Source organism: Micromonospora sp. NPDC047762 (assembly GCF_043204655.1).
Classification (GTDB): Bacteria; Actinomycetota; Actinomycetes; order Mycobacteriales; family Micromonosporaceae; genus Micromonospora.
The window spans coordinates 14,248-40,814 of record NZ_JBIDCQ010000004.1 but is presented as its reverse complement, the minus strand read 5'-3'; the positions used below and the strand labels follow the sequence as shown (position 1 = coordinate 40,814).

Annotated in this window: 22 protein-coding genes; 14 read left to right on the top strand and 8 right to left on the bottom strand. The window is 72.2% G+C overall.

Features of this window, described 5'->3' with window-relative positions:
- Positions 1 to 359 precede the first annotated feature (359 nt).
- Positions 360 to 1,541: a dephospho-CoA kinase gene (coaE, locus tag ACGF3C_RS14165; RefSeq protein WP_393221999.1), complete on the top strand. Its 1,182-nt coding sequence runs from the start codon at positions 360 to 362 to the stop codon at positions 1,539 to 1,541.
- A gap of 8 nt (positions 1,542 to 1,549) precedes the next feature.
- Here coaE and ACGF3C_RS14160 read toward each other — a convergent pair whose 3' ends face one another.
- On the bottom strand, positions 1,550 to 3,439 hold the full coding sequence (locus tag ACGF3C_RS14160) for a hypothetical protein (protein WP_393221996.1): 1,890 nt from the start codon (positions 3,437 to 3,439) through the stop codon (positions 1,550 to 1,552).
- 299 nt (positions 3,440 to 3,738) lie between these two features.
- On the opposite strand from ACGF3C_RS14160, the gene uvrB reads away from it, so the two are divergent.
- The 4 genes from uvrB to ACGF3C_RS14140 all read left to right on the top strand — a co-directional run bounded on the left by uvrB (position 3,739) and on the right by ACGF3C_RS14140 (position 8,252).
- On the top strand, positions 3,739 to 5,847 hold the full coding sequence (gene uvrB, locus ACGF3C_RS14155) for an excinuclease ABC subunit UvrB (protein ID WP_357230845.1): 2,109 nt from the start codon (positions 3,739 to 3,741) through the stop codon (positions 5,845 to 5,847).
- A gap of 82 nt (positions 5,848 to 5,929) precedes the next feature.
- Positions 5,930 to 6,739, top strand: coding sequence for a helix-turn-helix domain-containing protein (locus ACGF3C_RS14150; protein WP_393221992.1), 810 nt, complete (start codon positions 5,930 to 5,932; stop codon positions 6,737 to 6,739).
- A gap of 90 nt (positions 6,740 to 6,829) precedes the next feature.
- Entirely contained in the window at positions 6,830 to 7,198 is a 369-nt protein-coding gene (locus ACGF3C_RS14145; protein WP_357229510.1) for a VOC family protein, read from the top strand.
- A gap of 196 nt (positions 7,199 to 7,394) precedes the next feature.
- Positions 7,395 to 8,252, top strand: a complete 858-nt coding sequence (locus ACGF3C_RS14140) for a helix-turn-helix transcriptional regulator (protein WP_357229508.1) — start codon at positions 7,395 to 7,397, stop codon at positions 8,250 to 8,252.
- A gap of 122 nt (positions 8,253 to 8,374) precedes the next feature.
- On the opposite strand, the gene ACGF3C_RS14135 is transcribed toward ACGF3C_RS14140, so the two are convergent.
- Positions 8,375 to 8,668, bottom strand: a complete 294-nt coding sequence (locus tag ACGF3C_RS14135; RefSeq protein WP_357200510.1) for an antibiotic biosynthesis monooxygenase family protein — start codon at positions 8,666 to 8,668, stop codon at positions 8,375 to 8,377.
- Positions 8,669 to 8,785: 117 nt separating this feature from the next.
- On the opposite strand from ACGF3C_RS14135, the gene pnuC reads away from it, so the two are divergent.
- The 3 genes from pnuC (at position 8,786) to ACGF3C_RS14120 (ending at position 11,878) form a co-directional block, all read left to right on the top strand.
- Positions 8,786 to 9,442, top strand: coding sequence for a nicotinamide riboside transporter PnuC (gene pnuC / locus ACGF3C_RS14130; RefSeq protein ID WP_357229505.1), 657 nt, complete (start codon positions 8,786 to 8,788; stop codon positions 9,440 to 9,442).
- Positions 9,439 to 10,563, top strand: a complete 1,125-nt coding sequence (locus ACGF3C_RS14125) for an AAA family ATPase (RefSeq protein WP_393221987.1) — start codon at positions 9,439 to 9,441, stop codon at positions 10,561 to 10,563. Before pnuC ends, ACGF3C_RS14125 begins: the two co-directional genes overlap by 4 nt.
- Before the next feature lie 316 nt (positions 10,564 to 10,879).
- On the top strand, positions 10,880 to 11,878 hold the full coding sequence (locus ACGF3C_RS14120) for a TerC family protein (protein ID WP_357229499.1): 999 nt from the start codon (positions 10,880 to 10,882) through the stop codon (positions 11,876 to 11,878).
- A 110-nt stretch (positions 11,879 to 11,988) separates the two neighbouring features.
- On the opposite strand, the gene ACGF3C_RS14115 is transcribed toward ACGF3C_RS14120, so the two are convergent.
- Together ACGF3C_RS14115 and ACGF3C_RS14110 are read right to left on the bottom strand one after the other, a co-directional pair.
- Complete coding sequence (locus ACGF3C_RS14115) at positions 11,989 to 12,912, bottom strand: NlpC/P60 family protein (RefSeq protein WP_393221984.1); 924 nt, start codon at positions 12,910 to 12,912, stop codon at positions 11,989 to 11,991.
- Between the two features lie 59 nt (positions 12,913 to 12,971).
- On the bottom strand, positions 12,972 to 14,069 hold the full coding sequence (locus ACGF3C_RS14110; protein ID WP_357200521.1) for a dipeptide epimerase: 1,098 nt from the start codon (positions 14,067 to 14,069) through the stop codon (positions 12,972 to 12,974).
- Positions 14,070 to 14,113: 44 nt separating this feature from the next.
- Here ACGF3C_RS14110 and ACGF3C_RS14105 point away from each other — a divergent pair, with 44 nt between their 5' ends.
- Positions 14,114 to 14,911 (top strand): tyrosine-protein phosphatase, encoded by a 798-nt coding sequence (locus ACGF3C_RS14105; protein ID WP_357229493.1) that lies wholly within the window; start codon positions 14,114 to 14,116, stop codon positions 14,909 to 14,911.
- On the opposite strand, the gene ACGF3C_RS14100 is transcribed toward ACGF3C_RS14105, so the two are convergent.
- The 3 genes from ACGF3C_RS14100 to typA all read right to left on the bottom strand — a co-directional run bounded on the left by ACGF3C_RS14100 (position 14,880) and on the right by typA (position 18,492).
- Complete coding sequence (locus tag ACGF3C_RS14100) at positions 14,880 to 15,581, bottom strand: lysoplasmalogenase (RefSeq protein ID WP_357229491.1); 702 nt, start codon at positions 15,579 to 15,581, stop codon at positions 14,880 to 14,882. The two genes, ACGF3C_RS14105 and ACGF3C_RS14100, sit on opposite strands and share 32 nt — an antisense overlap.
- 75 nt (positions 15,582 to 15,656) lie before the next feature.
- The gene (locus ACGF3C_RS14095; RefSeq protein WP_357229488.1) at positions 15,657 to 16,508 is read right to left on the bottom strand and encodes a serine hydrolase; all 852 of its coding nucleotides are present in this window, start codon (positions 16,506 to 16,508) and stop codon (positions 15,657 to 15,659) included.
- Positions 16,509 to 16,623: 115 nt separating this feature from the next.
- Positions 16,624 to 18,492: a translational GTPase TypA gene (typA, locus tag ACGF3C_RS14090; protein WP_357200533.1), complete on the bottom strand. Its 1,869-nt coding sequence runs from the start codon at positions 18,490 to 18,492 to the stop codon at positions 16,624 to 16,626.
- Between the two features lie 133 nt (positions 18,493 to 18,625).
- Between typA and ACGF3C_RS14085 the strand changes: the two genes are divergently transcribed.
- Positions 18,626 to 20,047 carry a DedA family protein gene (locus ACGF3C_RS14085; RefSeq protein WP_357233278.1) on the top strand — a complete coding sequence of 474 codons (1,422 nt, stop codon included), beginning with the start codon at positions 18,626 to 18,628 and terminating at the stop codon, positions 20,045 to 20,047.
- 34 nt (positions 20,048 to 20,081) lie between these two features.
- A complete protein-coding gene (locus tag ACGF3C_RS14080; RefSeq protein WP_393221977.1) occupies positions 20,082 to 20,957 on the top strand; it encodes a transglycosylase SLT domain-containing protein in 876 nt (291 codons plus the stop codon).
- Between the two features lie 46 nt (positions 20,958 to 21,003).
- Here the strand turns inward: ACGF3C_RS14080 and ACGF3C_RS14075 are convergent, their stop codons facing one another.
- Complete coding sequence (locus ACGF3C_RS14075; protein ID WP_393221974.1) at positions 21,004 to 23,130, bottom strand: MMPL family transporter; 2,127 nt, start codon at positions 23,128 to 23,130, stop codon at positions 21,004 to 21,006.
- A gap of 124 nt (positions 23,131 to 23,254) precedes the next feature.
- On the opposite strand from ACGF3C_RS14075, the gene ACGF3C_RS14070 reads away from it, so the two are divergent.
- The 3 genes from ACGF3C_RS14070 to ACGF3C_RS14060 all read left to right on the top strand — a co-directional run bounded on the left by ACGF3C_RS14070 (position 23,255) and on the right by ACGF3C_RS14060 (position 26,484).
- The gene (locus ACGF3C_RS14070; RefSeq protein WP_393222824.1) at positions 23,255 to 23,770 is read left to right on the top strand and encodes a MarR family winged helix-turn-helix transcriptional regulator; all 516 of its coding nucleotides are present in this window, start codon (positions 23,255 to 23,257) and stop codon (positions 23,768 to 23,770) included.
- A 3-nt stretch (positions 23,771 to 23,773) separates the two neighbouring features.
- On the top strand, positions 23,774 to 25,450 hold the full coding sequence (locus ACGF3C_RS14065; RefSeq protein ID WP_393221971.1) for a CocE/NonD family hydrolase: 1,677 nt from the start codon (positions 23,774 to 23,776) through the stop codon (positions 25,448 to 25,450).
- A 158-nt stretch (positions 25,451 to 25,608) separates the two neighbouring features.
- Positions 25,609 to 26,484 (top strand): hypothetical protein, encoded by an 876-nt coding sequence (locus ACGF3C_RS14060; protein ID WP_357230456.1) that lies wholly within the window; start codon positions 25,609 to 25,611, stop codon positions 26,482 to 26,484.
- The last annotated feature ends 83 nt before the right edge of the window (positions 26,485 to 26,567 follow it).

The following is a 26,567-nucleotide window of genomic DNA, read 5'->3' as shown; positions in this document are numbered from 1 at the left end:
TGATGTAGGGGCCTCCCCAACGCCGTAGACCACTACATCCTGGTTCGAGCACGATCTTGGCGGTCGTGGGCGTCCCGAACCCCGCTCCCGGTGTCTCCGGGGGCGGGGTTCGTCGTCATGATCCGCGCAACATCAGGGCTGTTGCTGTCTCGCGGGCGTCGGAGGCAGCAACATCCCTGATGCTGCGGTGATCTTGGCGCGGGACGTGGCGTGCGGGGTGCGGTGCGTAGGTGGCCCCTGTGGGTGCGGCGGGGGCCGGTCGAAGCCGGGGATGGCCGAGTCCCGGGGTGGGGTGGTGGCGAGGTCGCCGGGCTGTGGGTGGGTTGGCGGCCGGCTTGTCGATCCGGTTGACTGTTCGGGTGCTGAGGGTGGGGTTGACCGGCGGGATCGGGTCAGGAAAGAGCGCGGTGGCCGCGCGGCTCGTCGAGCGGGGCGCGGTGCTGATTGACGCGGACCGGGTGGCCCGGGAGGTGGTGGCGCCGGGTACGGACGGGCTGGCTGAGATCGTCGCCGCCTTCTCCGACGCGGTGGTGGACGCCGACGGCGCACTGGACCGTGCCGCACTGGGAGCGGTGGTGTTCGCTGACGAAACCGCCCGTCGTCGGCTGGAGGCGATCACCCACCCCCGGGTCCGGGCCCGCACCGCGGAACTGGCCGCCGCGGCGGCACCCGACGCGATAGTCGTCAACGACGTACCGCTGCTGGTCGAGGTGGGTCTCGCGCCGACGTACCACCTGGTGGTCGTGGTGCAGACGGCCGTGGCGACCCGACTGCAGCGGCTGGCGCGTGACCGGGGGATGAGTCGCGCGGAGGCCGAGCGGAGGATCGCCGCCCAGGCCGACGACGCCCGCCGCCGGGCGGCGGCGGACGTGGTGCTGACCAACGACGGGAGCCTGACGGCGCTGCACGAAGCCGTCGACCTGCTCTGGAAGCAGCGGTTGGTGCCCTATGAGGACAATCTGCGCCAGCGGAGGGTGGTCCCGCCCGACGAGGCCGAGTTGGCCTGGGCCGACGCGAGTTGGCCGGAGCAGTACGAGCGGCTGGCCGCCCGGATCCAGCGCGCGCTCGGCTCGAGTGCCCTCCGGATCGATCACATCGGTTCGACGGCGGTGCCCGGCCTGGCCACGCAGAACGTCATCGACGTGCAGGTGGCTGTCGCCAGCCTCGCCGACGCCGACGGGCCGTTGGCCGATCGGCTGGCGAACGCCGGGTTCCCACGGGTGCCGGGGCAGTGGTGGGACGACCCGCGTCCGGCCGGCAGGGGCCGCTGGGAGAAGCGGTTGCACGGTAGTGCCGACCCGGCCCGCCCTGTCCGTCTGCACGTGCGGGTGGCGGATTCGCCGGGTTGGCGGTACGCGCTGTTGATGCGCGACCATCTGCGTGCCGACCCGGATCAGCGAGCCACGTATCTGCTGCTCAAGCGGGATCTCATCGACGCGGCCCCGGTGGCCGGCGATTCCGGGACGGGCCGCAACCCGTGGTTCGACGAGGAGTACCTGCGGGCCGAGCAGTGGGCCGCGCAGACCGGCTGGCGTCCCTGAGGAATCGGTCAGCGGGCACCGGGCCGAGGGGCCGGAGAGCGAGAGGCCGAGGGCCGAGGGTTGGCAGCCAGTCGGGGCACGACGGCGGGCTGAAGATCCAGGTGTGCCCACGCGCCGGCGTCGGTCTGCAACTCGAGCCGGCGGAGCGACCCGTCCCGGTCGAGCCAGTAACGCAGCCGCGCGTCGGCCGGGCCCGACTCGATGACGTCCACTGTTCGTCCGGCAATGACGTCCTCGCGTACCCGCACGGCCGCGCCGCGCTGCCCGACCGACCCGGTGGCTATCGCGGCGTCGACCAGCACACTCAGGTCGTCTCGGGCGGGCCGGGAGACGCGCCATCCCCCGGTCGGGGGCGGTAGCGGCGGCCGGGCCGGCGCCTCCGCGGTGCCGCCGCCACCGTCGGCCGCGGGCAGGTCCGCCCGGGCCAGGCCGGCGGCGTCGCGGCGCAGCAGGGTCCGGCGATCCGGTACGCCCAGGTCGGCGACCGCGAGGTACGCGCTGCGCGCGGTCCAGCTCAACCAGCCTGCGCCCCGCAGGTTCGTCTCAGTGCCCATCGGTGCGGTCAGCGTCACGGTGGCACCGCCGTGAGCGCGGAGCCGGGCCGGCAGCCGGTCGAGCCGACGTTGCTCGGCGTCGGTCAGCGCGCGGGGCAGACCGGGGCGACCGCCGAGTGCGTCCACCGGTCGTAGTGTCGGCCGGTCCTCGCGGTTGAAGGTCATCGTGACCGGCCCGGTGCCGGGCAGCACGGTTACCAGCTTGTGCAGCCTGGCGTCCTGATCGAGCCAGTACCGGGTCTGTCCGTCCGGGGCGGGCGTCGCGGCGCTGGGGGTGCCGATGGCCGTGCTGGCGGCTGGCGTGCCGCTGGGCAGTGGTGCCTGTATGACGTCCAGCGGGCCGGCCGGGACGGCCTCGCGGGCGATCCACCGCGCCCCGTCGGACGGTGCCGTCCGGGTCGTGGGGTCGGGGCGGTCGGCGGCGAGATCGAGGAGCAGGTCGAGCACCGGTGCCAGGTGCGCCCCGGGTGCCGGTCGGTGCAGCTGCCATCGGTCCGTCGGGGGCATCAGTGGTGGTGCGGCGGGAGTGGGCACCGCCGCCGGATCGGGCCGGATCACCAGCACGGGACCGCTCCTCTGCAGCAGCCCGCGTTCGGCACCCGCTCCCGGCCCGCCCACGTCGAGGTAGAGCAGTGACCGGGACCAGTCCACCCAGCCCACCAGTTCGAGGCGGGCGGCGCCGGTACCGGCCGTGACCCGCACGCCGGCGCGCAGGTCCCGCAGGTTGGTGACCCGCACGGCGGCCAGCCGCTCACCCTCCGCCAGGGTCAGCGGCCGGGCCGGCTCGGGCGGGTCGGGCGCCCAGCTCAACAGCCCGAGTACCAGCGCCGTCGCGGACGTCACCGCCGTCAGACCGAGCAACAGCAGCACCGTACGCCGACGACGGCCGGCCGAGGGCGGCCCGGCGGTGTCGGCGGCCTCGGTGGTGTCAGTGGTGTCCGGGGTGTCGCCGCTGCGGGTGGTCCCGCGGTTCTCCGCGAGGCTCCGCTCGGCGGCGGCCCGCCGCGTGTCGTTGGTCCTGTGGCCGGCGGTGGCTCGGCGCGCGCCGCCAGCGGACCGGCCGGCTGTGGGCCTGTTACCGGTCTCGGTGGTTCGGCCGGCCGTGGACGTGTTCCTGGCGTCGTCGGTTCGCCCGGCCGCCGGGGTGCCGCCGGCCGGGCCGGTGCGGTGCCGCCCGCTGCCGCTGGCCGTGCCCTTGCCGCCGGTCGTGTCCTTGCCGGTGCTTGGGCCCTTGCCGGTGCTCGGGCCGCTGCCGCTGGCCGGGCCCTTGCTGGTGCTCGGGTCGTCCGGCGGGGGTGCGGCGGTGCGGGCGGTGTCGGGCGCCGGGGTCGGAGAGGTGTCCACGGAGATGAAACGGGCGGGGAGGCACCGGGGTGACGAGCAGGGGCGCTCGCGGCGGCCGGTCTGCGCCTCGAGCGCGACCACACGGGTGCGCACGCCGGACGAGCCGGGTGCTGCGACCGCAGTGCCGGGGGTGACCGGCCGTGATGTTGGCCTGGCCACCGGCCCGGTCGGCCGCCGCGAGCGGCCTACATGAAGAGGGTAGTCCCGGTGACATGGGCCACACAATGGGAATATTGAAGCCGATCACGTACCTGGCGTGACGGCCGTTCCTGTCGGACCTCCGGCGTACCGTTGATGGCATGGCGCTCGACATTCCCCGGCTGGACAGCCGCTTCCAGGTCGTCAGTGACTTCCAGCCGGCCGGCGACCAACCGGCGGCCATTGATGACCTTGAGCGCCGAGTTCGGCGCGGCGACCGCAACACGGTGCTGCTCGGCGCGACCGGCACCGGCAAGAGCGCCACCACGGCGTGGCTGATCGAGCGGCTGCAACGCCCCACCCTGGTGCTCGCCCCGAACAAGACGCTCTGCGCACAGCTGGCCAAGGAGTTCAGCGAGCTGCTGCCGCACAACGCGGTCGAATACTTCGTCTCGTACTACGACTACTACCAGCCCGAGGCGTACATCCCGCAGACCGACACCTACATCGAGAAGGACTCCTCGATCAACGAGGAGGTGGAGCGGCTACGGCACTCGGCGACGATGTCGCTGCTCACCCGCCGCGACGTGATCGTGGTGGCGACCGTCTCGGCGATCTACGGCCTGGGCACTCCGGAGGAGTACCTCAACCGGGCGGTGAAGGTGCAGATCGGGCAGGAGCTCGACCGCGACCAGTTGCTGCGCCGTCTGGTCGACATCCAGTACACCCGCAACGACATGGCCTTCCAGCGGGGCACCTTCCGGGTTCGCGGCGACACGCTGGAGATCATCCCGGCGTACGAGGAGCTGGCGATCCGGATCGAGCTGTTCGGTGACGAGGTGGAGAAGCTCTACTACCTCAACCCGTTGACAGGTGACGTGGTCCGCGAGGTCGACCAGCTGGTGATCTTCCCGGCCACCCACTACGCGGCCGGCCCGGAGCGGATGGAACGGGCGATCCGTGACATCGAGGTCGAGCTGGCCGAGCGCCTCGCCGAGCTGGAGCGGCAGGGCAAGCTGCTGGAGGCGCAGCGGCTGCGGATGCGCACCACCTACGACATCGAGATGATGCGGCAGGTGGGTTTCTGCTCCGGCATCGAGAACTACTCGATGCACATGGACGGGCGGCTGCCCGGCAGCCCGCCGCACGCCCTGCTCGACTACTTCCCCGACGACTTCCTCACTGTGGTCGACGAGTCGCACGTGACCATCCCGCAGATCGGCGGCATGTACGAGGGCGACGCGTCCCGTAAGCGGATGCTCATCGACCACGGCTTCCGGCTGCCCAGCGCGGCCGACAACCGGCCGCTGCGCTTCGACGAGTTCCTGGAGCGGGTCGGCCAGATGGTCTACCTCTCCGCGACCCCCGGCACCTGGGAGATGGAGCAGGCTCAGGGCGAGTTCGTCGAGCAGGTGATCCGACCCACCGGTCTGGTCGATCCGGAGGTCGTGATCAAGCCGACCAAGGGCCAGATCGACGACCTGATGCACGAGATCAAGCTGCGGACCGACCGGGACGAGCGGGTGCTGGTCACCACGCTGACCAAGAAGATGGCCGAGGACCTGTCCGACTACCTCCTGGAGAACGGCATCCGGGTGCGCTACCTGCACTCGGAGGTCGACACGTTGCGCCGGGTGGAGCTGCTGCGCGAGCTTCGCAAGGGTGACTACGACGTGCTCGTCGGCATCAACCTGCTCCGCGAAGGTCTGGACCTGCCCGAGGTGTCGCTGGTGGCGATCCTCGACGCCGACAAGGAAGGCTTCCTGCGCAGCGGCCGGTCGCTGATCCAGACCATCGGGCGGGCCGCCCGTAACGTCTCCGGCCAGGTGCACATGTACGCCGACAAGATCACCCCGTCGATGGCGGCGGCGATCGACGAGACCGATCGGCGTCGGGCCAAGCAGATCGCGCACAACGAGGCGCACGGCATCAGCCCGGAGCCGCTGCGTAAGAAGATCCACGACATCCTGGACGACATCTACCGTGAGGCGGAGGACACCGAAAACTCCCGGGTCGGCGGCGCGGTGCGTCAGCTTTCCCGAGGCAAGGCGCCGGTCAAGGAGACCCGCAGCCGGAGCCGGTCCGCCGCGAGCGCCACCTCACGGGAGGGGATGGCCCGCGCCGACCTCGCCCAGCTCATCCAGGAGCTCAACGACCAGATGCTGGCCGCCGCCCGCGAGCTCCAGTTCGAGTTGGCGGCCCGGATCCGCGACGAGGTCTCCGACCTGAAGAAGGAGCTGCGCGGCATGGACGCCGCCGGCGTGAAGTGACGGCCACCCGGTCGGCCCCGCCAAGCGCACCGCTCGGGCCCGGCCGACCGGGGCACGCGAAGGGCGGGCACTGTTGACGGCGGTGGCGCCGATCGGCGAGATGGTCTTCGGGCTGCCCGACGCCAGCGTGCGTCCGTTCGTCGACAGGTACGTGGGCTACCGGGAGCGGGCGGACGTGCCGCTGGTCCGTCGGCAGTCGGCGGGCGTCTTCGTGGTGCTGATACTGGGTTGGGGTGCTCCGCTGGACGTGACCGACCCGCGTAGCGCTCAGCGTGGCGTCACCGCTGTCGACTCGTTCGTGGCCGGCACCTTCGACAGTTGGTGCACCACGCGCACCGTGGGCGTGGGGGAGGGCGTCGAGTTGCTGCTCGCCCCCCTGGCCGCCCGCCGGCTTCTCGGTCTGCCCCTGGGTGAGCTGACCAATCGGGCCGTCGGCGTCGGGCAGCTCCCGGGCCGTTGGCTGGATCGGCTGCGCGACCGGCTCGCCGAGGCCACCGGCTGGTCGGAGCGGTTCGACCTCCTCGACCGGGTGCTCGCCGCCCGGCTGGCGGCGTCCCCACCGGTGGACCCGCGGCTCGACTGGGCGTGGCGGTGGCTGGCCGCCAGCGATGGGCGGGGGAGCGTCGGTGTGCTCGCCGACGAGTTGGGCTGGAGCCGCCGGCACCTCGCAAACCGGTTCCGGCAGGAGGTCGGCCTGCCGCCCAAGATGGCTGCCCGGCTGCTGCGTTTCCAGCAGGCTCATGACGCGTCGACCCAGGCGGGCGGGGCCGGGCGGGGAGTCGACTGGGCCGCCGTGGCGGCCGGCTGCGGCTACTACGACCAGTCCCACCTGATTCGGGACTTCCACGAGTTCGCGGGGGCCACGCCGGCCGCGCTGCTCTCCGGCCGCTGACGGCCGCCGGCCGACCGGACCCGGTTCGGCGACCCGCCGAGGTCACATTCGTCCAATCCGGAGCCGCGCCACCGGCCGCAGAATGGGGTCATGCGAACCATCTATCCGATCTTCCGTTATCCCGATCCCCGCGCCGCGATTGACTGGCTCGGTGCCGCCTTCGGTTTCCGGGTGCACGCCGTGCACGAGGCGCCGGACGGTGCGGTCGCGCACGCCGAGCTGGTCCTCGACACCGGCATGATCATGCTGGGTGGTCGGGCCGACGCCCCGCCCCGGCCGGCCGACGACGACTGGTCGGTCTACGTGGCCGTGCCGGACGTCGACGCCCACTGCGCCCGGGCCCGCGCGGCCGGCGCCGAGATCATCCGCGAGCCGTTCGACACCGACTACGGCTCCCGTGACTACGCGGCCCGCGATCTGGCCGGTTACGTCTGGTCCTTCGGCACCTACCGACCCTGAGTCCGGCCACGCCGATCGGGGATGGTCGGCCCGCCGGGACCAGCCTTCGCGACCCGCAACCGCGCTGACCTGCGGAAACGATCTGCTCCGGCGAGCCGGTCCGGCCAGCGGTGTCGAATACCCTGATTGCGGTGCGCGAGCGAGCTATTGCACTGGGTGATCGTCCTGCGTAGTCTCCCTCGGTGGGGAGGCCGGGATGCCGCTGCCAACAAGTCCTGTCATTCGACGAGCACGTCTCGGCGCAGAGCTGCGCCAACTTCGTCGGCGCGAGTCGCTGACCCTGGAGCAGGTCTGCGACCGGCTGGGCTGGGCCTCGACGTCGAAGCTGTCCCGCATCGAGCTGGGGCAGAGTCGCCCGGACCTCGCCGACGTGCTCGACCTGCTGGACGTCTACAAGGTGCCCACGCCCGCCCGGGAGGCGCTGATCGTCATCGCCCGGGACGCGGCGACCAGTCGAGGCTGGTGGAAGACGCTGGGCGAGATGAGCGAACGGCAGCGCACCTACGCCGAGTTGGAGGCGGGCGCCGCCGACATCGTCGAGTACCAGCCGTCGGTGGTGCCGGGGCTGCTCCAGACGCCCGCGTACGCCCGGGTGTTGGTCAGCGCCGGCGTCCAGCTCACGCCGGACGTCGATGTGGAGGCCGAGGTGCGCGCGCGGGCACTGCGGCAGGAGGTGCTTCGGCGGGCGTACCCACCGCGCTACACGGCGGTGCTCGCCGAGGCCGTCTGCGACCCGGGTGACCTGCCGGTGGCGGTCTGGCGTGAACAGCTGCGTCACCTGGTCGCCGTGACCGGCCTGTCCCACGTGACGGTGCGGTTGTTGCCACGCGGAGCGGCCGGTGGCGGGCTGCATCCGCTCACACCGTATTCCTGCTACGCCTTTCCCGACCCGGCGGACCCGCGCACGGTCATGCTCGAGGCGTTGACCACCGACGTCCGGTTGGCCACCGTGCTCGACGTCGACCGCTACGAGCGGATGACCGCGGCGCTGCTGGCCGCGGCGCTGTCACCGGAGGAGACGGTCACCGCGCTGGCCCGTCGCGTCGGCGAGTGAGTGTTGACCGGTGCCGACGGTGACGCGCCGCGCGGCCACCGGGCCCGGCGCCCCCGAGCCCGTCGGGACCGGCAGCCGGCGCGTGCGCCCGGCACGATAACCGCGGGGTACGACAGCTCGGCTCAGGCCGGTACGTCGAGGAAGTGTTCGACAATGGGCGGTCCCGCGAAGTGCGGCCCGATCAGCGCCCGCCACGCGTCGAACCGTTCGGTGGCCCGGAAGTTGTTCTCGTGCGCCTCGACCGAGTCCCATTCGACGAGCAGCACGAACCGGGTCGGTGACTCGATTCCTCGGGTCATCCGCACGGACCGGCAGCCGGTCGCTCCGGCGAGCACCGGGTGACCCTCGGCGTACGCGGCGGCGAACGCGTCCTCGTGTCCGGGTAGTACGTCGATCAACGCGACCTCAAGCACCATGTCGGACAGCCTCCCACGGCGGTCGGGGCGGTCGGTGTCGCGGGTCCGTGCCGGACCACTGCCTGGACTCCGCCTCGGCCCGACAGAGGGCGTTGACACGGACCCTAGGGTGGCCTCGTGATCATCGATTGGCTCACCGGCACCGCGTTTCGGGTGGCCGGGACGGGCACCACCTGGGCGGAGCTGCTGGGGTTCGGGACCGGTGTGCTCAACGTGTGGTTGGTGGCCCGGCAGAAGATCGCCAACTGGCCGATCGGCATCGCCAACGTGCTGCTGCTCATGCTGCTGTTCTGGACCGCCGGGCTGTACGCCGACGCGGGGCTCCAGGTCGTCTACGTCGCGCTTGGCTGCTACGGCTGGTGGCACTGGCTGTTCGGGGGCGAGCGGCGCACCCGGCTCACGGTCAGCCGGACGGGGCGGCGGGAGTGGCTGGGGCTGGCCGCCGCCGGGCTGCTGCTCACCGGCGCGCTCTGGGTCCTGCTGGACCGGGCCACCGACTCGACAGTGCCGCTGCCGGACGCGTTGACCACGGCGCTGTCCCTGCTGGCCACGTACGGGCAGACCCGAAAGCGGGTGGAGAGTTGGTGGCTCTGGATCGCCGCCGACCTGATCTACATCCCGCTGTACGCGTACAAGGGGCTGCACCTGACGGCCGTGCTCTACCTGGTCTTCCTCGCCCTGTGCGTGCTCGGGTTGCGGGCCTGGCGCGCCGATCTGCGTCGGGCCGACCGGCCGAGCGCGGTCCCGCCGGGCCCGGCCCCGGTCACCGCGTGAGCCCCGCGACATCCGGCCGGCCGCCGGCACCACGCGGGCCGGCGCGTCGGTCCGCCGCCGAGTTCGGGCACGGGATGGTGGTGGGCAAGTTCTATCCGCCGCACGCCGGGCACCACGCGCTGATCCGGGCCGCCGCCGCCCGCTGCGCCGAGGTGACCGTCGTCGTGGCGCCCTCGCGTCGGGAGTCCATTCCGCTTCCGCTGCGCCTCGACTGGCTGCGCGAGGTGCACGCGGACACGCCGTGGGTCCGTGTCGTCGGCCGGTACGACGACCACCCGGTGGACTACGCCGATCCGGCGGTCTGGGACGCGCACTGCGCGGTGTTCCGCGAGGCGGTCGGGTCGGTGTCGGTGGACGCGGTCTTCTCCTCTGAGGCGTACGGCGTCGAGCTGGCGCGCCGCTTCCATGCCGTACCCGTGTCGGTTGATCCGGACCGGCGGACTGTGCCGGTGTCCGGGACGGCAGTGCGCGCGGACCCGGCGGGTCACTGGCGGTGGCTGAGCCCGCCGGTGCGGGCGTGGTTCGCCCGCCGGGTGGTGGTGGTCGGGGCCGAGTCGACCGGGACCACGACGATGGCGGCGGCGCTCGCCGGGCACTACGGCACGTCCTGGGTGCCGGAGTACGGCCGGGAGTTGACCGCTCGCAAGCTGGCCGGGTTGCGGGAACGAGCGCCGGAGGCGACCGTCTTCGACGTTGCCTGGGACCGGGACGACTTCCGCGCGGTGGTGCGCGAGCAGCAGGTCGCCGAGGACGCGGCGGCCCGGACGAGCGGGCCGCTGTTGGTCTGCGACACCGACGCGCGCGCGACGGCGGTGTGGGAGGAGCGCTACCTGGGCAGCGCGTCCGAGGAGGTGCGGGCGGCGGCCCGTCGGCCGGCGCTGTATCTGCTGACGGATCACCGGGGGGTGCCGTTCACCGATGACGGGCTGCGCGACGGTGAGCACCTGCGGGCCTGGATGACCGAGCGTTTTCGGGCCGAGCTGGCCGGGTGCGGGGTGCCGGTGGTGGAGTTGACCGGGCCGCACGCCGATCGGTTGGCCGCGGCGGTGCGGGCCTGCGACGACCTGCTCGCTGCCGGCTGGTCGCTCGCCGACCCGATCGCCGCACCCGACGTGCACTAGCCTCCTAGGAAGCCCTAGCGGGTGTGCGGTGGGACGCATCGAGTGGTGTCCGGCGCCACCGGGTGCCCGGGGTGTGATCACGGGGCGTGGTGGGCAACAATGGTCATTGAGGAGGGGAGTATTCCCCCGCAACGGAGTCGTCAGCACGGTCGATCGCCGGAACCACGGTGCCCGACCCGGCCCCGTAGGTCGCCGGCCCCAGGGGCGGCGGCGGAAGAGACCTCCGACAGTCACCAGAGTGAGCGACAGTGGCACGCCGGCTCCCGCAGGGGCGTACGGTGTGCCCGACGCCGCGTGTCTGCCGGAGGAATGAACGTTGGACGTGTCCGGATTGGTGTGGGCGGGGACGCTTGTCGCACTGACTGCGGTCCTGCTCGTCGACCTGTTGATCATCGGTCGGCGCCCGCACGAGCCGAGTGTGCGGGAGTCGAGCCTCTGGGTCGCCTTCTACGTCGGCCTCGCCCTGCTCTTCGGTGCGGGTGTCTGGCTGACCTCAGGGGCCAGCGCGGCCGGCCAGTTCTACACCGGCTGGCTCACCGAGTACAGCCTCTCGGTGGACAACCTCTTCGTCTTCGTGATCATCATGGCGCGCTTCGGGGTGCCTCGGCAGTACCAGCAGAAGGTGCTGCTCGTCGGCATCGTGCTGGCGCTGGTGATGCGCGGCGGGTTCATCGCCGCAGGTGCGGCGCTGATTACGCAGTTCTCCTGGGTCTTCTACATCTTCGGCGCGTTCCTGATCTACACCGCGGTGAACCTGGCCCGGCAGGGTGAGCCGGACGAGGACGAGTTCTCCGAGAACGTGCTGATCCGGTGGAGCCGCAAGGCGTTGCCGATCTCGAAGGACTACGACGGCGCGAAGCTGACCACCCAGGTGGCCGGCAAGCGGCTGTTCACCCCGATGCTGATCGTGATGATCGCGATCGGCACCACCGACCTGATCTTCGCGTTGGACTCGATCCCAGCGATCTTCGGCATCACCCAGGAGCCGTACCTGGTCTTCACCGCGAACGTCTTCGCGCTGATGGGCCTCCGGCAGCTCTACTTCCTGCTCGGTGGCCTGCTGGACCGGCTGATCTACCTGAGCTACGGCCTGGCCGTCGTGCTCGGGTTCATCGGGGTCAAGCTGGTGCTGGAGGCACTGGCCGACAACAACCTGCCGTTCATCAACGGTGGCGAGCACGTCGGCTGGGCACCGCACATCCCGATCTGGTTGTCGCTGCTGGTCATCATCGGCACCCTGGGCATCGCCACCGCCGCCAGCCTGGTGAAGTCCTCCCGGGACCGGCGTCGCGAGTTGGCCGACGCCCGACACTGACCGGTCACCGGCCGGGTGCGGACAGGCACCCGGCCGGTGTCGGAAGTGCTGGCCGGCCCGTGCCGGGTCCGCACACCTGCGACTCCGGCTCGGGTCGACAGAGACCCGCCCTAGACCCGGTGCGCGCCCACCAGTGTGGCGGTCCGGTCTGCCGGCAGTTCCTCTTCGATGACCCGCCGCCGCCGGTAGCAGGCGTGCAGCATCCGGCGCTGGCCGCCGTCGCCGGGGGCGGCGGTGACGATGCCGATGTGGTGGATCTTGCGGCCCGGTCGGGCGAAGAAGTAGAGATCGCCGGGGCGTTCCGCGCCCAACGACAGTGGGGTGGTGGCCACTGCCTGATCGTCGGCGTCGCGGGGCAGCAGCACCCCGAACCGCCGCCAGGCCAGATGCACCAGCCCCGAGCAGTCGATGCCGTGCGCGGAGAGACCGCCCCAGATGTAGACCACGTCCAGCAGGCGCTGTGCCACCGCGAGCGCCTGCGCGGCGGCCGGCGACGCGACCGCCGACGACACCAGGTGGCGGTCGGGCAGCCAGAGCGGGGTGGCCCGACCGGGGACGTGCACCGGCCGCCAGTCGTCGAGCGCGGGGCCGGCCGGGACGAGCCTGGTGCCGACGACGACGCCGGGCAGCACCACCGGCCCGTTCGGGGCGGCGTGCAGCCCGGTGACCGTGGCGTCCACCACCAGCGGGTGGTCGATACCGGTGTGGGTCGGGTCGAGAACGGCCAACTGCTCGGCGGGAAGCCAACCCGGGTAGCCGCGGGGATCCAGCTTGGCGGCTGGTTGTTCGACGGCGACGACCCGGGCCCAGCCGTCCGGGCGTACCTCACTGACGAGGACCCGTTCGCCGAGCAGGAGTTGGCTCAGCACGCAGTCGCCGACCTGCTGGTCGGTGTCCATCCCGGAGACCCAGGTCGGGATGTCGGCGCCGGCGGTCAGCGCCGGACGGTCGACCGGGCGGACGGCCTCGGGGGAGGTCCACAGCGTCGCCACGGCGACCCGGACGACGGCCTCGCGGCCCGGTTGCAGCTCCACGTCAACCCCCAGATCGTGTCGGCTGTCCAGGGGAACCCTATGAAAGAAACCGACAGCCATCAACCATGGGCCTGCACTTTTGCTTCAGCGAGGCCGGAGATGCCCAGGCCAGGGGCATCCGGCAGCACCACCGTCGCCCCGTCGTAGCGAATGCCGCCCTGCACCGGTGACCAGGCCAGCCACCAGGCGGCGTCCAGGTCGGGGACCGCTGTGGTGCCGTACGCGGCGACCAGGCTCGCGGCCGCCCCGATGCCGACCTGGCTCTCCATCATCGAGCCGACCACAGTGCCGAGGCCGTGCGCGGAGGCCAGGTCGAGGAGGGTGCGGGCCGGGTGCAGTCCACCGCACTTGGCCAGTTTGACGTTGACCAGGTCGGCGGCCCGGCGACGAATCACCTCCACCAGGTCACGGACCCCGAAGACCGCCTCGTCGGCCAGGATCGGCACGGACACCCGGTCGCTGACCCAGGCCAGCCCGTCCAGGTCCCAGCGGGCCACCGGCTGCTCGACCAACTCCACGTCGAGCCCGGCGTCCTCGATGCCGCGGATCACCCGGACCGCCTCCCGGGGCGTCCAGCCCTGGTTGGCGTCCAGCCGGATCCGGGTGCCGGGGCCGACGGCCGCCCGGACCGCGCGTACCCGGTCCAGGTCACCGGCCGCGTCGGTGCCGACCTTCAACTTGAGCACGCCGAAGCCGTCGGCCTGGCGCTGCCGTGCCGCGGTCGCCAGGTCCACCGCGTCGCCTGCGGCCAGCGTGACGTCCGTCGGGACCCGCAGCGTGGTGCCCCCGAGCAACCGCACCAGGGGTACGCCCAGTCGCCGCGCGGCGAGGTCGTGCAGGGCGACGTCCACCGCCGCCTTCGCGGCCTCGTTGCCGACCACGGCGCGCTGCACCTCGGCGCACCGGGTCACCAGGTCGTCCGGGTCACGGCCGATCAGCCGTGGGCCGAGCAGCTCGCGGACGCACGCCTGTGCGCCGGCGACCGACGCGCCGGTGACCTGCCAGACCTGCGGCGCCTCACCGAAGCCGGACCGGCCGTCGCTGTCGACGAGTTCGACGACCAGGGTGTCCACTGTGGTGGTGCGACGTAGCGCGGTGACGAACGGAGTGTGTAAGGGGGCGGAAACCCGGTGGGTGCGTACCGCCGAGATCGTCATGTCAGGCACCCTATACGGAGGTTCACCTTCGGAGGGGAGACCGCATGACCGAGCAGGGCTGGGAGCTGGTGGGTGCGCCGAACGCGCGTGACCTGGGCGGGCTCGTCGGCGCGGACGGGCGGAGGGTCCGGGTCGGCCAGTTGATCCGCACTCCGGCGCTGGGTCGGCTGACCGACGAGGACCTGCCGGTGCTGGCGAAGCTGGGGCCCGCGTGCGTGGTGGATCTGCGCGACGCCTCGGAGATCGCGGTCGCGCCGGAGGACCGGTTCGCCGGTGAGCCACGGGTGGTGCGCCTGCCGGTGCACGACGCGGAGCACCCCGTCTTCACGTACGTCTCGGCGGTGCTGCTCGGACACGACCTGAACGCGTACGCCGAGCTGGCCCGGCAGGGCACGGCGGGGGCGATGTCGGCGATCTACCGCTGGTTCGTCACCGGTGAGTCGGCGCGGGTCGGTTTCGCCGAGGCGGTGCGGCTGGCGTCCCGCCCGGAAAATCTGCCGCTGCTCTACCACTGCTCCGCCGGCAAGGACCGCACCGGTTGGCTGACCGTCATCCTGTTGACGGCGCTCGGGGTGGACGAGTCGGCCGTTCGCGCCGACTACCTGCGCAACAACGAGCTGACCGACAGCCTGCGGGCGGTGATCGTCGAGGCGATGCGTCGGCGAAATCCCGAGCTGGACGTCGACGCGGTGGTGCCGGTGCTGGAGGTCCGCGCCGAGTATCTCGACGCCGGTTACGCCGAGGTGCGTCGGGTGCACGGCTCGTTCGACGCGTACCTGCGCGACGGGCTGGGGCTCACCGACTCCGACCTCAGGGCGTTGCGGGCGCAGTTGCTGGAGTGACCGGTGCGTCGGTGGGTGTGCCGGTGCGGGCGGCGCAGCCGGTGACGATCAGTGCCTGGCCGGCGGCGTAGGTCGCCATGACCAGCACCGGCGCGCCGGGTGGTTGGGCCACCTCGGCCACCCCGGCGGCGATCAGCAGGTCGGAGCCGAGGAAGAGCGCGGCGCCGACACCGACCCGCCAGCCCTGGGTGGCGGCGGTGCTGGCCATGGCGGCCAGCGCGATCGCGTAGCCGGCCACCGGTACGGCCAGCCCGGCATCGGAGAGCCCGGCCCACATCCAGGTCAGCGCGATGACGGTCAGCGCCGCGTACCCCAGGGGGACGGCGGCCAGCGGCGTACGGCGCAGCGCGGTCGCGGCGCCGCGTCGGGTGAAGGCCGCGAGGTAGCAGAGGTGCGTGCCGAGGAAGCAGGCCATGCCGGCGAGGAACCAGCCGGTTCCGTCGATCATCAGGGCGATGTCGCCGCCGGTGGCGAAGGCCAGCGCGGCGAGCAGCAGCCGGTCCGGTCGGGCCGCGCGTTCGGCGCTGACCCGCCAGAGGTACGCGGCCAGCAGCGGCATCAGCAGCGGCTTGGTGAGCAGGAAGGCCAGGCCGCCGCCGGTGGCGTTGGCCAGCAGGTTCGCGGCCGTCACGACGAGGAAGGCGATCAGCACGGTGCGACTGCGGGGCATCGGCGGCTCCGGGGTGGGGGTGCGAGCAGCGTAGCCGCAGTCGGCGGTGCTGGCATCACCGCCGAGGCTGTGGGGTCAGAGGTGGTGGCGGGCGGCCCAGACCTGCGCCGAGATGTGCGCGAGCAGCAGGCAGGCGTCGTCCTCCACCTGGTCGTCGCCGTCGGCCAGGTCGGTGGTGGTGCAGACGGCGATGAGGTAGGGCGGGGCGTCGTCGGGCAGCACCACGCCGGCGGCGTGGCGGACGCCGCGTACCCAACCGTTCTTGTGCGCGATGCGGGTGTTAGTGGGCAGGCCGGCGGCGAGGTCCTCGCGGTGTTCCTGGGCGAGCAGGACGTCCAGCATGGTGGCGCAGGCCGCCGGTGAGGCGAGTGGGCCGGGGGTGTCGGCCCCGGTGGCCAGTGCGCCGAGCAGGGCGGCCAGGTCGGCGGCGGTGACCGTGTTGGTGATGCCGGCCTCGCGGGCGGCGAAGTCCTCGATGCCGCGGCCGGTGACGCTGTTGCGGGCACCGGCGAGCGCCCAGACCTCGGCCACCGCGGGTAGCCCGACGTGGCCGAGGACGAGGTTGGTGGCGAGGTTGCTGGATCGCACGATCATGCGGTCGGCCAGCCAGCGCAGCGTCGCGGTGCCGCCGACACGGTCCCAGACCGCGTCGTCGTTGTCGTAGGGCTGCGCGTTGGCGAAGCGGGGTGCGCCGGGCTGGGCGGAGGCGAAGTCGTTGACGACCGGGACCGGGGCGTCCAGGTCCAGGGTTCCGGCCTCGGCGGCGCGGTGCAGCGCGGCGAGCACCGCCACCTTCATGGTGCTCGCGGCGTAGTGGCCGGCGTCCGCGTGGCGGGTCCAGGTCGGCGGCGCGTCGAGGCGCCCCACGTACGCGGAGACGGTGCCGGGCACCCCGTCCAGGTGGGCGTCGAGATCATCCCAGGTCATGCCGGTGACCGTAGCGGATCAGGTGTGGGTGGGCTCGCGTACCCGTCTGGGGGAAAACGACCGGGCGCGCCGACCGCAAGCGGTCGACGCGCCCGGTGCCGGGTGCTGGGGTGGGTCAGCCGGCGTGCTTGCGGCGGGCGGCGGCGCGGCCCCGCTGCTGCTGGTCGAGCACCACCTTGCGGATGCGTACGGCGGTCGGGGTGACCTCGACGCACTCGTCCTCGCGGCAGAACTCCAGGGCCTGCTCCAGGGAGAGCTTGCGCGGCGGGATCAGCTTCTCCGTCTCGTCGGAGGTCGACGCCCGCATGTTGGTGAGCTTCTTCTCCTTGGTGATGTTGACGTCCATGTCGTCGGAGCGGGAGTTCTCCCCGACGATCATGCCCTCGTACACCTCGGTGGTGGGGTCGACGAAGAGCTGGCCGCGCTCCTGAAGGTTGATCATCGCGAAGGCGGTGACCGCGCCGGACCGGTCGGCGACCAGGGAACCGTTGTTGCGGGTACGCAGCTCACCGAACCACGGCTCGTAGGACTCGAAGACGTGGTGCAGGATGCCGGTGCCCCGGGTGTCGGTGAGGAACTCGGTGCGGAAGCCGATCAGGCCGCGCGCCGGCACCAGCCACTCCATCCGGATCCAGCCGGTGCCGTGGTTGACCAGCTGCTCCATCCGGCCCTTGCGGGTGGCGAGGAGCTGGGTGATCGCGCCCAGGTATTCCTCCGGGGCGTCGATGGTCAGCCGCTCGACCGGCTCGCAGGTCTTGCCGTCGATTTCCCGGGTGACCACCTGCGGCTTGCCGACGGTCAGCTCGTAGCTCTCCCGGCGCATCTGCTCGACCAGGATGGCCAGCGCCAGCTCACCGCGGCCCTGCACCTCCCAGGCGTCCGGCCGCTCGGTGGGCAGGACCCGCAGGGACACGTTGCCGATCAGCTCCTTGTCGAGCCGGTCCTTGACCATCCGCGCGGTGACCTTGGAGCCCTTGACCCGGCCGACCAGCGGCGAGGTGTTGGTGCCGATGGTCATCGAGATGGCCGGCTCGTCGACGGTGATCAGCGGCAGCGCGACCGGGTTCTCGACGTCGGCGAGGGTCTCACCGATCATGATCTCCGGGATGCCGGCGACGGCGATGATGTCGCCTGGGCCGGCGGTCTCGGCCGACGTGCGCTCCAGGCCCTCGGTCATCAGCATCTCGGAGATGCGGACCCGCTGGGTGCTGCCGTCGGTGCGGCACCAGGCCACCGTCTGACCCTTGTTGATGGTGCCCTGGCGGACCCGGCACAGCGCGAGCCGGCCGAGGAACGGCGAGGCGTCCAGGTTGGTGACGTGCGCCTGCAACGGCGCGCCGTCCTCGTACGACGGTGCCGGGATGGTGTCCAGCAGGGTGCGGAACAGCGGCTCCAGGGAGGTGCTGTCGTCGGGCACCGAGCCGTCGGCGGGCTGGGTCAGCGAGGCGATGCCGTCGCGGGCGCAGGCGTAGACGATCGGGAAGTCGATCTGCTCCTCGTCGGCGTCCAGGTCGAGGAAGAGTTCGTAGGTGTCGTCCACGACCTCCTTGATCCGGGCGTCCGGACGGTCCACCTTGTTGATCACCAGGATGATCGGCATCCGGGCCCGCAGCGCCTTGCGCAGCACGAAGCGGGTCTGCGGCAGCGGGCCCTCACTGGCGTCGACGAGCAGCACCACACCGTCGACCATGGTCAGGCCGCGCTCCACCTCGCCACCGAAGTCGGCGTGGCCGGGGGTGTCGATGATGTTGATGGTGACCGGGTCGGAGCCGTCGGCCGGCAGGTACCGCACACCGGTGTTCTTGGCCAGGATCGTGATGCCCTTTTCCCGCTCCAGGTCACCGGAGTCCATCACCCGCTCGGTGTTCTCGCCGCGTGCGCCGTACGCGCCGGCCTGCCGCAACATGGCGTCGACCAGGGTGGTCTTGCCGTGGTCGACGTGAGCGATGATGGCGACGTTGCGGAGGTCGGTGCGAAGCTGCATACCCTCTATCCTTCCGCCTGCGCTCGCGCAGGCTGCGTCGGGGTCACCCCCAGGTGCCCCTGATCTATGGTGAAACCGCTGTGCCGGTGGTTCCCCCGGCTGGCATGCTGGCTCCCGTGTCCTGGGGGCCTGAGTGCACGACCTGCTGACCTGGGTGCAGGGTCTGCCCACCCTGTGGATCTACCTGGTCGCCGCGCTGATCGTGGCGGGCGAGACCGCGGTGATCTTCGGCCTGCTCGTGCCGGGTGAGGCTACCCTGCTGCTCGTCGGCTTCCTCACCTACAACGGTACCTTGCGGCTCGGGCCGGCGTTGCTCGCGATGATCGCCGCGGCGGTCCTCGGCGATGGGCTGGCCTTTCGGGCCGGACGGCGGTACGGCTCCCGGCTGCGCGCCGGGCTGGGTCACCGGGTCGGGCCGCAGCGGTGGGCCCGCGCCGACGCCATGCTGGCCCGCCTGGGTGGGCGGGGGGTGTTCGCCGCCCGATGGGTGGCTTTCGCCCGGACCCTGGTGCCCCGGCTGGCCGGTGCGGCCGGTATGCCGTACCGGCGGTTCGCCCTCTGGAACCTGGCCGGGGTGGTGACCTGGGTGGGCGGCTCGGTGCTGCTCGGTCACCTCGCCGGTGAGTCGTACGACACCGTCTCTCGGCTTCTGGGCCGGGCCACCGGGGTGGCGTTCCTGCTGCTGGCCGGCCTGGTGGGTGTGGTGCTCGTGGGTCGGTGGCTGGGCCGTAACCCCGACCCGGCGCGCGCGCTGCTGTCCCGGGCCGGCGCGCTGCCCCCGGTGCGGTGGCTCACCGCCCGCTACGGGGTGCTGTTCTTCCTGGTGGCCATGCGGATCGGCCCGGCCTGGACGCTGCTGCTCAATCTGGCCGCCGGGTTGCTGCTGCTGTTCGCCGCCGGGCTCGCCATCGCCGGTCTGCTCGCGCTGGCGGTCCGCAACAGTGGTCTGGCCGCGCTGGACGGCGCGGTCGCGGCGTGGTTCGCGGCTCGGCGTACCCCGGACGCCGCCGACGCCACACTGGTCGTGGTGTCGGTGGTACGCGGGTCGGTGCTGATCCTGTTGGTGGCGCTGGTGGCGGCGGTGCTGGCGTGGCGCAACCGACCCTGGCGGGCGGATCTGCTCAGCGTGGTCGGTACGGCGGGCGCGTTCGTGCCGCTGGTGGTGCTGGCAGTGGTGGCCGAACTGACCGGCCCGCACGGGACCGCCCCGGGCGGCGGTGAGGTGGCTGCGCTCTCCACCCAGAGCGCCGTGGTCGCGGCGAGTTTCTGCACCCTGGCGTGGCTGGTGTCGCGCAGCGCCCGCTGGCCGGTGGCGGTGGCTGCCTGGACCGCCGCCGCGGCGGGGGTGCTCGGGATCGGCGGCGCGCGGCTCTACCTCGGACTGGAAACGGCGAGCGGGACGGCCGCGGCGGTGCTGCTCGGGGTGCTCTGGACCGTGGTGTTCATGGTCGCCTGGGCGACCCGGGACCGGGCGGTGGGCAATGGTCAGCCCCCGGTGGACCAGACCCCCCGGCGGCCGTCGCAGGGGCAACGCCGTCCGGTCGAACCTTGTTAGGGTGCGGCGACAATCACACGGGGGAGGCAACGGCATGGTTCGACGCACCGATCGGCTGGGCGCCGCAGTGCTCGCCGGGCTTCTGCTGGCGAGCGCGCTCGTCGGCTGCGCCGCCAAGGGGGAGAGCCCATCGGGCGTGGCCGCGCCGGTCGCCATCACCGACGGGCCGACCGATGCCCCGTCCGACGAGGTCGACGGGGAGCCGAGCCCGTCGGTGAGCGCCGTGGAGTCGATGGGTTCCGCGCCGAGTCGGAGCGCTACCCCGAAGCCGAAGACGACGAAGAAGCCGACCCGGGCGGCGCCGAAGCCGCGCCCGGTGCCGAAGCCGCCCACCGAGACCGAGGTTCCACCGGCGCCGCCGAAGCCGGCGCCGACCTCCTGCAAGCCGACCTACAAGGGCAGCCAGGCGAGCCGGTCCGAGGTGAAGGCGGCGCTGACCGACGCGGCCAGCCGCACCTACTGGCCGGTGTCGGCACCGGACATCAAGATCCCGCTCAACCTGCTCAAGGCCACCGCGTGGCAGGAGAGCGGCTGGCAGTCCAACATCTACGCCTGCGATGGTGGGGTCGGGCTGTTGCAGGTGATGCCGGACACCGCGACGTGGATGAACCAGCGGTTCGAGAAGAGCTACAAGATCGACGCGTACCAGGACAACGCCTCCCTCGGCGCCACCTACCTGGCCTGGGCGACGAAGTACATCGGCGACATGTACTTCGAGTCCGACTTCCGGCTCGACCCGGCACTGTGCACCAGCGAGCTGAATTCCTGCCTGCTCAACGCCGTCATCGCCGCGTACAACTTCGGGCACGGTGCGGTGGCTCAGGAGGGGAAGCCGCTGACGATCCCCAACCCGTCGTACGTGCGCAACGTGCGGGCACTGATGAACGAGTGCGTCTGCCTGGCGTACTGACCCTCGCCGGGGCCGTGGCGGATTCGCCGCGGCCCCGACGGGTCGGTCAGTCGTGTGCGGCGACCGGCTCGGGCGAGCGCGGGGTGGCCTGCACCGGGTCGGGCGTGATGCGGCCGGGCCACCAGAAGCGGTCGCCGAGCAGGAACGCCAGCGCCGGCACCAGGACCGTACGAACCAGCAGGGTGTCGAGCAGCACACCGATGCAGACGATGATCCCGATCTGGGTCAGGGTGATCAGCGGCAGCACACCGAGCACGGCGAAGACCGCGGCCAGCAGCACTCCGGCGCTGGTGATCACACCGCCGGTGACCCGCAGGGCGGAGAGCATCCCGGCGCGGGTGCCGGCGCTGCGCGCGTCCTCCCGGGCCCGGGTGACCAGGAAGATGTTGTAGTCCACCCCGAGCGCCACCAGGAACACGAAGGCGAGCAGCAGCACACCGCTGTCCAGCGCCGGGAAGCCCAGCACGTGGTCGAAGAGCAGCCAGGCCGCACCGAGGCTGGCGAAGTACGAGGCGATCACGGTGAGCACCAGCAGCAGTGGCGCGAGCAGACCGCGCAGCAGCAGCACGAGCACGGCACCGACCAGAAGCAGGATGATCGGCAGGATGAGCCGCAGGTCCCGGTCGTTGGCCTCGTCGGAGTCGTATGTGGCCGCCACGGAACCACCGACGATCGCCCCGGCCGGGGCGTCGGCGCCGGCGGCGGCCGGCGGCGCGGAGTCGGGGACGGCGGCGACCGCCGCGCGCAGCGCCTCGATCGCGCGGTCCGAGGCGGTGGTGCCGGGTTCGGCGTCGAGGACCACGTCGACCTGGGCGACGGCCGTGCCGGCGTCGCCGGGGCGCGCCGAGGCGACACCGGGTACCGCTGTGGCGGCGTCGGTGACCGCCCGCACCGCCGCCGGGGTGGTGATCACGGCGACGGGCTGGGTGCTGCCGGCGGGGAAGGCCCTGGCCAGGGTCTGCGCGCCGGTCACCGCCTCGGGTTCGGCCCGGAACTGTTCGGTCTCGGACAGGCCGGTGCGGATGCCGAGCCCGCCCAGGGCCAGGCCGCCGAGCAGCAGTGTGGCCAGCGTCGCGACCACCACCGGGCGGCGTTCCACGGCGCTGCCGAGCCGGCCCCAGATCTTGCCTTCGCGGACCGGGCCGCCGACGCGGGGGACGAACGGCCAGAACAGGCCGCGACCGAAGAGCACCAGCACGGCGGGGAGCACGAACAGGGCCGAGAGCATGGCGAAGACCACACCGGTGGCGCAGGCCACGGCCAGCGCCCGGTTGGTTTCCTGCTCACTGAGCAGCAGGGTGAGCACACCGAGCACGACGGTGCCGCCGCTGGCGAGGATCGGCTCCGCGGTGCGGCGCAACGCGGCGCGCATCGCCGCGAACCGGTCCTCCTCGCGACGCAGCTCCTCCCGGTAGCGGGCGATGAGCAGCAGCGCGTAGTCGGTGGCGGCGCCGAAGACCAGCACGCTGGCGATGCCGGTGACCTGACCCTGCTGGAGGTTGATGCCGACACCCGGCACGATGACGTCCACCGCGCGCAGGGTGAGCTGCTCGGTGGCGGCGACCACGACCAGCGGCACGATCCACAGGAACGGGCTGCGGTAGGTGATCAGCAGCAGCAGCGCGACCACGGCGGCGGTCACCACGAGCAGGGTGACGTCGGCGCCGTCGAACACCGAGGAGAGGTCGGCGGTGAACGCCGGGGAGCCGGTCACCTCGGCGCTCAGCCCGTCGGGCAGGTCCGCGAGGGTTTCGCGCAGCTGGGTCACCGTGTCGGTGACGACCTCCTGGCCGCCGGCGGTGTCCAACGGCACGGCGACCAGGGCCACCGCGCCGTCCGGGGAGACCTGGGCGGGGCTGACCTGCCCACCCACCGCGAAGCGGCGCAGGTCGTCGGCGCGAGCGCCAACGGTCGCCCGATCGGTTTCGCTCAGCGCGCCGCCGTCACCGCGACTGATCACCACGATGGCCGGCTGCACGTCGCTGGAGGGCAGCTGATCCTGCAGACGTTGCACCTGGGTCGACTGCCACTGCACGGACAGGCCGGTGGCGGAGACCGGGGCCGGGTTGTCCGGCTGGGGTGTCCCGAAGACGGCAGCGCCCACGACGATCGCGGCGGCCACTGTGAGCCACGCGGCCAGCCGGCCACGAGCGACTCTGGTGAACACAGACATCAGGTGACCTCAAGGTCCTTCGGAAGTCGAGTATCTTGATAGCCGAGATTATCCGGGGCTGTTCTATGCTGCAACCCGGGGGATTAACGACGGGAAGAAGCGGCGCGAGGTGGCGACTCACGGCATGTACCGACGGCGCGACACGCGCCGCGAGCAGCTGGCCGCGGAGATCACCAACAACCTCCGGCGGTACGCGGTGGACGCCCAGCAGGTCGGCCACGCCTTCGCCAACCTGCACGGCCTCAACCCGACCGACCTGCAGGCGTTGATCGCGGTGATGGACGCCGAGCTGCTCGGTGACCCGATCACCCCCGGCCGTCTGGGCGAGCAGCTGAACCTCTCCTCCGGCTCGGTCACGGCCCTGATCGACAGGCTGGAACGGGCCGGGCACATCCGCCGCGACCGGGACACCGTCGACCGGCGCAAGGTGCTGCTGCACTACGCCGACCAGGGCGCCGCGCTGGCCATGGAGTTCTTCCGGCCGCTGGGCGCCCGTACCGACACGGTGATGGCCCGCTTCAGCGAGGACGAGCTGGAGGTGGTGCACCGGTTCATGGAGGAGATGAGCGAGTCGCTGCGCGGGCACCGCGACGCGGTGCGCGCCACCCGGCCGGAGTCACCCCGCCGCCCGACGGGCTGACCGGTGCCGCACCTCGTCACCCGCCTCGCCAGCGCCGCGCTGCGCCTAACCCCGACCCGCCCCGGCCCGGTGCGGGTCAGCCGTGACCTCGCGGTGCGGGCCCGCGACGGCGTGGTGCTGCGTACCGACCACTACGCCCCGGCCGTCCGCGGTGCGCCGACCGTGCTGATCCGCACCCCCTACGGGCGGGGTGGGCCGCTGCGGCTGCTCGGTCGGCTGCTCGCCGCCCGGGGTCGACACGCGGTGATCCAGTCGTGCCGGGGCACCGGCGGCTCTGGTGGAACGTTCGCCCCGCTGGTGCACGAGCGCGACGACGGCGCGGACACGCTGGACTGGCTGCGTCGCCAGCCCTGGTGGTCCGGGCAACTCGGCATGTTCGGGGTCAGCTACCAGGGCTTCGCCCAGTGGGCCCTGGCCGCCGACGCCGACGAGGAGCTGCGCGCCATGGTCGCGGTGGTGACCGCCTCGGCCACCCGCGACTCGACGTACGCGGGGGAGTCCTTCGCCCTGGACACCGTGCTGACCTGGGCGGAGCTGCTGCACGCGCAGACCGTGCCGTGGCTGGCCCGGCAGTGGGAACTCAAGCGTGGGCAACCCCGGCTGGCCGCCGCGCTGGAGCACCTCCCGCTGGCCGAGGCCGACCGGGTGGCCACCGGCGTGACCATCCCGTTCTTTCAGGAGTGGCTACGCCACCACACACCGCAGGCCGCTTACTGGCGGACCCGGGTCTTCGCCGACCAGGTCGCGAAGGTGCGGGCGCCGGTGGTCATGGTCACCGGTTGGCACGACATCTTCCTGCCCGCCCAGCTCGACGACCACGCCGTGCTGCGCGCCGCCGGCACACCGCCGCGCCTGGTCATCGGCCCATGGACGCACGGCAGCCCCGGACTGTTCGTGGGCGCGCTGCGCGAGGGGCTGGCCTGGCTCGACGAGCATCTGCCGGCCACGACCCGATCGCGCGGCCCGGCGGAACCAGCCCGGCCGCCCGTACGCATCCACGTCGGCGGCCCCGGTGGCGGCTGGCGGGACCTGCCGGACTGGCCACCCCCGGCGGTCGAGACCGAATGGCACCTGCAACCCGGTGGCGAGCTGGCGGCACGCCCACCTGTCGTGTCGACACCGGACGGGTTCCGCTACGACCCCGCCGACCCCACCCCGTCGCTCGGCGGTCCGCTGCTCGTCGCCCAACGGGCCGGCCCGGTCGACAACCGGCGGGTCGAGGCCCGCCCCGACGTGCTGACCTACACCAGCGCCCCGCTGGCCGCGCCGGTCGAGGTGATCGGCCCGGTCCGCGCCGAGATCCACCTGCGCAGCGATCTGCCCTACCTGGACGTGTTCGTTCGTCTGTGCGACGTGGACCGCCGGGGTCGCTCGTGGAACGTGTGCGACGGTCTGGTGCGGGTCACGCCCGAGCGCTTCCCGGCCGACCCTTCCGGGGCGCTGCGGATTCCGGTGCCGCTCTGGCCGACCGCGTACCGCTTCGCCGCCGGGCACCGACTGCGGGTGCAGGTCTCCGGCGGCGCCCATCCACGGTGGGCGCGCAACCCCGGCACCGGAGAACCGCTCGGCACGGCGGTGACGCTACGTGCTGGTTGGCGGCAGGTGCTGCACGACCCGGCGCACCCCTCGGCGCTGCTGCTGCCGATCGTCCACTCTGCCCCGCACCAACCTCCAATCTGAACAGACCCCTCCTGAGCTGGGCGTTTACCGAAAATGCGGGCTATGGTGGAGTCAACGCCCGGCGCCGTGCACCAGTAGGCCGGGCTCGCCCGAAGCCCAGCACCGCGTACGCGGTGTGACGTCGTGCCCGGTCCCCGCCTCTCGGAAAGGGGGACCCCATGACCCGGGCCCCGGCTAATCTTCTGGCCGTCCGAAGTCTGCTCCTCACTCACCTCGACAACGCTCCCGGGCCCGACGACCTGGATCCGGGCGAGGTCGGCATCGTCGGTGACTCGTCCCACCGGGGCGGCTACCACTGCGGGTCGGACCGCGTGGTCCCCAACGACTACTCGGTGGTCGAGTCGCCTCGGGACCGGGCCGGGCTGACCCTCGACGCGGCGGCGCTGGACGTCGGACAGTTCGATGTCCGTTCCGGTGGCCGATCGAACACCCTGCCCAGCTTCTCGGTCTGGTGCGTCGCGCAGTGCGCCGCGAACGCGGCCGACACCCGGGACATCCGGGAGATCATCTACAGCCCCGACGGCAGCACTGTGAAGCGGTGGGATCGCCTCGGCAAGCGCACCACCGGCGACAGCTCACACCGTTGGCACACCCACTTCAGCTTCTTCCGCGACGCCATCAAGGCGGGCCGCGACCAGCGGCCCCTGTTCCGCCGCTACCTCAGTTCCATCGGACTCCTGGAGGACGACGACATGACCCCCGAAGAGCACAACTGGCTGGCCACCGTCCACAAGAACCTCACCGTCCTGGACGGCCGCAACCCGATCGGGCAGATCTACACCCGGATGGCGATGGGTGAGGACGCCACCGTTTCGAACTTCAGGCCGGCCCACCCGACCCTGAAGTCGCTCGGTTTGCAGGTCACCGCCCTGCAGGCCGCGCTGACGGAGTTGTCCAACCGGGACTTCACCGACGAGGAGGCGATCATCCAGGGCGTGCTGGCCGGGCTGACCCCGGAGGAGATCGCTGCCGCGATCCCGCCCACGATCGCCAAGCAGGTGGCCGACGAGTTGGCCCGCCGGCTCGTCGCCTGAGCGAGGGGCGGTTCGTAGCCGCCGGGCCGCCCCTCTTGACGCGATCCGCAACGACTGTTGGGCAATGAGTGTTGCGCAACAGT